7 protein-coding genes are annotated in these 4,516 nt (G+C 69.3%); 4 read left to right on the top strand and 3 right to left on the bottom strand.

Features of this window, described 5'->3' with window-relative positions; genetic code table 11:
• Window positions 1-615 (bottom strand): copper resistance CopC family protein (locus VNT50_RS12625; protein ID WP_325485461.1); only part of this gene is annotated, 615 nt, incomplete at its 3' end.
• A 181-nt stretch (window positions 616-796) separates the two neighbouring features.
• Between VNT50_RS12625 and VNT50_RS12620 the strand changes: the two genes are divergently transcribed.
• Window positions 797-1,204 (top strand): four-helix bundle copper-binding protein, encoded by a 408-nt coding sequence (locus tag VNT50_RS12620; protein WP_325485464.1) that lies wholly within the window; start codon window positions 797-799, stop codon window positions 1,202-1,204.
• Window positions 1,205-1,208: 4 nt separating this feature from the next.
• Here the strand turns inward: VNT50_RS12620 and VNT50_RS12615 are convergent, their stop codons facing one another.
• Window positions 1,209-1,556: a hypothetical protein gene (locus tag VNT50_RS12615; RefSeq protein ID WP_325485460.1), complete on the bottom strand. Its 348-nt coding sequence runs from the start codon at window positions 1,554-1,556 to the stop codon at window positions 1,209-1,211.
• A gap of 206 nt (window positions 1,557-1,762) precedes the next feature.
• On the opposite strand from VNT50_RS12615, the gene VNT50_RS12610 reads away from it, so the two are divergent.
• From VNT50_RS12610 to VNT50_RS12600, 3 genes are all read left to right on the top strand, one after another.
• On the top strand, window positions 1,763-2,239 hold the full coding sequence (locus tag VNT50_RS12610; RefSeq protein ID WP_325485463.1) for an FHA domain-containing protein: 477 nt from the start codon (window positions 1,763-1,765) through the stop codon (window positions 2,237-2,239).
• Window positions 2,239-2,931, top strand: a complete 693-nt coding sequence (gene ftsR / locus VNT50_RS12605; RefSeq protein WP_325485459.1) for a transcriptional regulator FtsR — start codon at window positions 2,239-2,241, stop codon at window positions 2,929-2,931. Before VNT50_RS12610 ends, ftsR begins: the two co-directional genes overlap by 1 nt.
• 142 nt (window positions 2,932-3,073) lie before the next feature.
• Window positions 3,074-3,619, top strand: a complete 546-nt coding sequence (locus VNT50_RS12600) for a MerR family transcriptional regulator (RefSeq protein ID WP_325485458.1) — start codon at window positions 3,074-3,076, stop codon at window positions 3,617-3,619.
• Window positions 3,620-3,673: 54 nt separating this feature from the next.
• On the opposite strand, the gene VNT50_RS12595 is transcribed toward VNT50_RS12600, so the two are convergent.
• Window positions 3,674-4,495 carry a ParA family protein gene (locus VNT50_RS12595; RefSeq protein ID WP_325485462.1) on the bottom strand — a complete coding sequence of 274 codons (822 nt, stop codon included), beginning with the start codon at window positions 4,493-4,495 and terminating at the stop codon, window positions 3,674-3,676.
• Between the last annotated feature and the right edge of the window lie 21 nt (window positions 4,496-4,516).

Here is a 4,516-nt window from a genome sequence, read left to right as displayed (position 1 = left end):
CTGCCGGCGGGCCCGCGCGGCCAGCAGGTACACGACGGCGACCACCACGGCCGCGGCGATGATCCCGGCGATCACCCACGGCACGGCGGACGAGGTCCCGACGCTTTCGGCCGATGGGGCCTCGCTCGCCGACGGAACCGCGGCGGTGGGCTCCGCCGACGGCTCGGTCGTCTCGGACTGCGACGCGCTCGGCGTCGCGACGGGGGCATCGACGGTGAACGCGAACTCCCCGGATGTGGGGTGTCCGTCGCTCGAGACGACCTTCCACAGCACGCGGTAGGCGCCGTTCCCGAGGTCGGCCGCGAGCGGCTGGGTCACGCTCGTGCCCTCGGTCACCGCGTCGCCGTCGCCGACCGCCGTGCCCGCGGCATCCAGAACCTGCACTTCGGTCGCCCCCTCGCCGGTGATGAGGTCGGCGCTGAAGGTGAGCGTGACCTGGCCCGGCGCTTCGGCGAGCACCGCGTCGGCGGCCGGATCGCTCGAGAGCAGCTCGTCATGGGCGAACGCCGGCGTCGCGGCGGCGAGCGGCGCCGCGAACGCGATCAGCCCCGTGACGAGCAGGAACAGGATGCCGTGAAGCGGCCGGCGCGAGGGGGTTCGGGTGTCTGCAGACATCCGTTCGAGCCTACCGGCGGCTCCGGGGGGCCGTGCCCCGCGCACGGAGAGATATGACGCCCGTGTGAATTGATGCTGAGCATCCTCGGGAGGGGCTGACGCCGGAACCTTCCGGGAGTAATCTGCGGTTCAGAGCGGGGCCCCCGTCCCGCACATGAGCGAGGAGTGTGACGTGGACTCGATGATGATGGGCATGATGTCGAAGGGCATGATGCCGATGGCCGGTATGGAGAACATGGACATGGCCATGATGCAGGCGTGTATGGACGCCTGCTCGGCCTGCGAGCAGGCGTGTACGGTGTGCTCCGCGCAGCAGATGGACGGCTCGATGATGTCGTGCTCGGCCATGTGCATGAACTGCGCCGACATGTGCAACACGATGATGCGCGCCATGATGCGTCCGATGGGCATGGACACCACGAGCATGATGGCGATGCTCGACGCGTGCATGGCGATGTGCAAGGCATGCATGGACGAGTGCATGACGCACGCCGACATGAGCGACGTGTGCCGCATGTGCGCTCAGGCCTGCCAGGCCTGCATGGACGCCTGCATGGCCATGAAGAACGCGATGAGCGCTATGGCGTGAGGGGTCAGCCGCGCAGCACGTTGAAGCGGGCCGTCCCCACAGCGAGCACGTGGTAGCGCTCGTGCAGCGAGACCGGCGCGCCCTCGAACACCACGTGGCCGGCGCCCGCGGCGTTCCAGAGGGCGACCGCGTCGCCGTCGAGCGTGCGCAGGTGGATGACCCCGGCCTCGGCGTGCACGCGCTCGACGATCGCATCCACCCACTCGGCGGGCGTCGCCGAGGCGAGGCGCGCCTGGATCAGGTGGATGCCGTGACCCGGTGCGAACGCCGTGCAGTCTCCGCCGTGCTCGCACATGCATGCCACACGCTCACGCACCTGGAGGGCGGGAATCGGGCGGAGAGGGCTAGACACGGGAGGGTCCTTTCGCGGTAGCGTCGAGTTCCGCCACAGTATGGGGAATCTTCCCTCGAATCACCTCGGGTGACACAGGACGAAACATTGCGGCGCCGGTCGATTTCATGGGAAGCGCCGGGTGTCCGCCCGGACACGATCGGCTAGGCTGGCTGCGAAGGAGGCTGAGCGTGTCTGATGCGGAGTACCGTCCCGAGTCGAGGGACATTCGGCGCGAGTCCGACGTCCCCGGAGCGCCGGGGTCGCGGTCGAGCGACACCACCCAGACGTTCGGCCACGACTCCGATCTGTCCTTCGTACCGTTCGGCAGCGAACTGACCACGACCGAGATCGAGGCCATCTCCGCGCTGCCGTCGCACGCCGCGCTTCTGCTGGTGCGCTCCGGCCCCACGGCCGGCGCCCGCTACCTGCTCGACACCGACGTGACGACCGTGGGCCGGCATCCTGAAGCCGACATCTTCTTCGACGACGTCACCGTGTCCCGCCGTCACGCCGAGATCACGCGAGTGGGCGACACCTTCGAGATCATCGATCAGCGTTCGCTGAACGGCACCTACCTGAACGGCGAACGCGCCGACCGGGGCGTGCTGACGAACGGCGCCGAAGTGCGCATCGGCAAGTTCCGCCTCAATTTCTTCTCCTCGCCCGCAGACCAGGCTCAGGCCCAGGCCGCGGACGGCTGATGCCGGCCGCCTCCGCCCGCGCACGGTCAACGTCCGCGGGGCTTCTCAGCATCGGTCAAGTGCTCGCTCGACTGACCCCCGAGTTTCCGCAGCTGACGACATCCAAGCTGCGATTCCTCGAAGTGCAGGGAATCATCAGCCCCTCGCGCACCGACTCGGGCTACCGCAAGTTCTCGCTCGCCGATCTGGATCGGCTGCGCCTCGCGCTCACCCTTCAGCGCGATCACTACCTCCCGCTCAGCGTGATCCGCGACTACCTCGCCGACATCGACGCGGGCCGCGACCCGGTCACGCCGACCGCCCTCACGCCGCCCTCGATCGTGCCCGCCGCCCGCCGGTACCGCCGGGAGGATCTGCTCGCGGCATCCGGAGCGGCCCCGCAGCTCCTGAACGACGCCATCAGCACCGGCGTGCTCACGGCGGCCGACACGTACGACGAGCAGGCGGTCTCGCTGGTCCGCGCGCTCGTGGCTCTGGACCGGCACGGCATCGAGCCCCGGCACCTGCGCGGCATGCGGCAGAGCGCTGAGCGCGAGGTGGCCCTCATCGAGTCCGCACTCTCGGCGCTGCTGCGACGCACCGATGCCGGTTCCCGGGCCAAGGCCAGCGAGCTGGCGCCCGAACTCGCGAATCGCCTCGACGATGTGCGCGCGATCTTCGTGAAGAACGCCCTCGGGCGTATCGTGTCGTAGGGGACGTCGGGGCTCTCGGCGGAACGCGTCGATTCTCCGCGTTCGCCGCGACACGCCGAACGCCGAGTGGCGGATGTCGTTGCCCGGAGGATGCCCCTCATCTAGCGTGGAAGTATCCCGACCCTGTGAGGAGGACGCGAGCATGAATGCTGGCGAATTGAGCGGCGAACCGCAGTTCGCGGCCGATCTTCTCTTCACCGACGGCCTCCCCGACATGGACGACGAAGTCGGCTATGGCGGAGCGGTGGCGGCGCGCGCGGCCGGTATCACCTACCGCCAGCTCGACTACTGGGCACGCACCGAGCTCGTCGAACCCACCGTGCGCGGGGCGAAGGGCTCCGGCTCGAAGCGGCTGTACGGCTTCCGCGACATCCTCGTGCTGAAGCTCGTCAAGCGCCTGCTCGACACCGGCATCTCGCTGCAGCAGATCCGCACCGCGGTCGATCAGCTGCGGGCCGCGGGCATCCGCGATCTCGCCGGCACCACGCTCATGAGCGATGGGGCCTCGGTCTACCTCTGCACCTCGAACGACGAGGTCATCGACCTCGTCAGCCGCGGCCAGGGCGTCTTCGGCATCGCCGTCGGCAAGGTGCTCCGCGAGGTCGAGTCGACGCTCGTCGACTTCGACGCGCAGGTGCCCGAGACCGTCGACGAGCTGTCCGCACGTCGCGCGGCGCGCACGGCGTAGCCCTTCGTCCCGCTGCGCAGGGCGCCCAGGCGCTCGGCTCGAGGCATGGAACGGCTACGGGCCGGTGCGGCCGCCGACCTCGGACGGCACGGGAATGCGTCCTGTGCGCATGACGCGGTCGAGGAGGGCGTCGAAATCGGCCGCGAGCTCCTGCGCGGAGTCCCCGGGCCAGATGTGCAGCGGCTTCGCCGCGCCCTGCGCCTGCTGGAGCGACGTGCGCTCGGGAAGCTGCGGGGAGAGCACGAGCGGCCCGAACATGTCACGCAGTTCCTTGATGCGGAACTGATGCTCGATCGACTGGGGGCGCACGCGGTTCACGACGACACCGAGCGGCTGCAGGCGAGGGGAGAGGCCACGGCGGATCTCCTCGATCGCGCGCAGCGCGCGGTCGGCGGCGGCGACCGAGAACAGCCCGGGTTCGGTCACGACGATCACGCGGTCGCTCGCGGCCCACGCCGTGCGCGTCAGCGCGTTCAGGGAGGGCGCGCAGTCGATCAGCACGAGGTCGTAGTCGGCCTCGACGGTCGCGAGCGCCTCCTCGAGCTTCCACACATCGCGGACGCTCGGATGAGGGCCGTCGAAGTTGATGGCCGACGGGCTCCCGATCATGACGTCGATCGTCCCGGGGTGCACCTTCGCCCAGCCGCTCGACGTGATGGCCTGCCTGACCACCTTGTCCTTGGGGTTGGCCAGCACATCGGCCACGTTGAGGCGACCGGCGACCTGGATATCCATGCCGGTGGAGACATCGGATTGGGGGTCGAGGTCGACGACGAGCGTCCGGACCCCGCGGGCGAAAGCCGCTGATGCGAGGCCCAGAGTCACCGTCGTCTTTCCGACGCCTCCCTTGAGGGAGCTGACGCTGAGTACGTGCACAAGAGAACACGTTACCGTCCC

This window comes from Microbacterium sp. (assembly GCF_035554235.1).
Classification (GTDB): domain Bacteria; phylum Actinomycetota; class Actinomycetes; order Actinomycetales; family Microbacteriaceae; genus Microbacterium.
The sequence above is the reverse complement of the archived record's forward strand: the minus strand, read 5'-3'. Positions and strand labels throughout refer to the sequence as shown.